The organism is Oligella sp. HMSC05A10, from assembly GCF_001808335.1.
GTDB lineage: Bacteria > Pseudomonadota > Gammaproteobacteria > Burkholderiales > Burkholderiaceae_B > Oligella > Oligella urethralis.
The window spans coordinates 1-2,083 of record NZ_KV792923.1 but is presented as its reverse complement, the minus strand read 5'-3'; the positions used below and the strand labels follow the sequence as shown (position 1 = coordinate 2,083).

The window sequence follows — 2,083 nt, the reverse complement described above, 5'->3', positions numbered from 1 at the left end:
CATGCGCTGGTGGAGGATGACGGGATCGAACCGACGGCCTCCTGCGTGCAAAGCAGGCGCTCTCCCAACTGAGCTAATCCCCCAGCGTACTACCTTGGTAACTAACTGGTGGGTCAAGCTGGAATCGAACCAGCGACCCCCGCCTTATCAAGACGGTGCTCTAACCGACTGAGCTACTGACCCGGTTCCCATTAACCTTCGGATGAATCTAGACTCTCGCGCCTAAACCCCTCAGAATACCTTCAACTAAACAACCGATAAGCGTGGACACTTCGCACAATAAGCAACATGAGCTCTTAAAGGAGGTGATCCAGCCGCACCTTCCGGTACGGCTACCTTGTTACGACTTCACCCCAGTCATGAATCCTACCGTGGTAATCGCCCTCCTTGCGGTTAGGCTAACTACTTCTGGTAAAACCCACTCCCATGGTGTGACGGGCGGTGTGTACAAGACCCGGGAACGTATTCACCGCAGCATTCTGATCTGCGATTACTAGCGATTCCGACTTCATGCAGGCGAGTTGCAGCCTGCAATCCGGACTACGATCAGGTTTAAGAGATTAGCTCCACCTCGCGGCTTGGCAACCCGCTGTCCTGACCATTGTATGACGTGTGAAGCCCTACCCATAAGGGCCATGAGGACTTGACGTCATCCCCACCTTCCTCCGGTTTGTCACCGGCAGTCTCATTAGAGTGCCCTTTCGTAGCAACTAATGACAAGGGTTGCGCTCGTTGCGGGACTTAACCCAACATCTCACGACACGAGCTGACGACAGCCATGCAGCACCTGTGCTCCGGTTCTCTTGCGAGCACACTCCAATCTCTTGAAGCTTCCGGGCATGTCAAGGGTAGGTAAGGTTTTTCGCGTTGCATCGAATTAATCCACATCATCCACCGCTTGTGCGGGTCCCCGTCAATTCCTTTGAGTTTTAGTCTTGCGACCGTAGTCCCCAGGCGGTCAACTTCACGCGTTAGCTGCGCTACTAAGCCGTAACCGGCCCAACAGCTAGTTGACATCGTTTAGGGCGTGGACTACCAGGGTATCTAATCCTGTTCGCTACCCACGCTTTCGTGCCTGAGCGTCAGTACCATCCCAGGGGGCTGCCTTCGCCATCGGTGTTCCTCCGCATATCTACGCATTTCACTGCTACACGCGGAATTCCACCCCCCTCTGACATACTCTAGCTTGGCAGTTAATAGTGCAGTTCCGAGGTTGAGCCCCGGGATTTCACACCGTTCTTTCCAAGCCGCCTGCGCACCCTTTACGCCCAGTAATTCCGATTAACGCTCGCACCCTACGTATTACCGCGGCTGCTGGCACGTAGTTAGCCGGTGCTTATTCCTCAACTACCGTCAGCATCTTAAGGTATTAGCCTAAGACTTTTCTTCGTTGAGAAAAGTGGTTTACAACCCGAAGGCCTTCGTCCCACACGCGAGATGGCTCGATCAGGGTTCCCCCCATTGTCGAAAATTCCCCACTGCTGCCTCCCGTAGGAGTCTGGGCCGTGTCTCAGTCCCAGTGTGGCTGGTCGTCCTCTCAAACCAGCTACAGATCACCGCCTTGGTAGGCCGTTACCCCACCAACTAGCTAATCTGATATCGGCCGCTCCGGTAGCAAGAGGTCTTACGATCCCCCTCTTTCCTCCGTAGAGAATATGCGGTATTAGCTACGCTTTCGCGTAGTTATCCCCCACTACCGGGCACGTTCCGATACATTACTCACCCGTCCGCCACTCGCCATCAAGAGAGCAAGCTCTCTCATGCTGCCGTTCGACTTGCATGTGTAAAGCATCCCGCTAGCGTTCAATCTGAGCCAGGATCAAACTCTTCAGTTTAATCTCTGCATTGACTGCGATAGATAATCACCGTAGCAACTACCTATCTTCGCTTAATTACTTTAGTACTCAAAAGAAATAAAACAGTCCATATCACACAAGGATATAACCTTACTATTTCTTCATAACTTAAGCATAAGCACTTAAAACATAATTTATTTCGCTCACCGTCGTGAAACGGCGGTCGCTCACCATGTTAAGTGCCCACACTTATCGGTTGTTTAAATTGTTAAAGAACACTTGGTTGA

General features: G+C 52.1%; 2 tRNA genes and 1 rRNA gene. All 3 read right to left on the bottom strand.

The features are described 5' to 3' along the window. Positions 1–7 precede the first annotated feature (7 nt). The 3 genes from HMPREF3144_RS05545 to HMPREF3144_RS05535 all read right to left on the bottom strand — a co-directional run bounded on the left by HMPREF3144_RS05545 (position 8) and on the right by HMPREF3144_RS05535 (position 1,835). Positions 8–83: transfer RNA gene (locus HMPREF3144_RS05545), tRNA-Ala, on the bottom strand. A gap of 23 nt (positions 84–106) precedes the next feature. After that, a tRNA-Ile gene (locus HMPREF3144_RS05540) sits at positions 107–183 on the bottom strand. A gap of 115 nt (positions 184–298) precedes the next feature. After that, positions 299–1,835: ribosomal RNA gene (locus HMPREF3144_RS05535) — 16S ribosomal RNA — on the bottom strand. Positions 1,836–2,083: the final 248 nt, after the last annotated feature.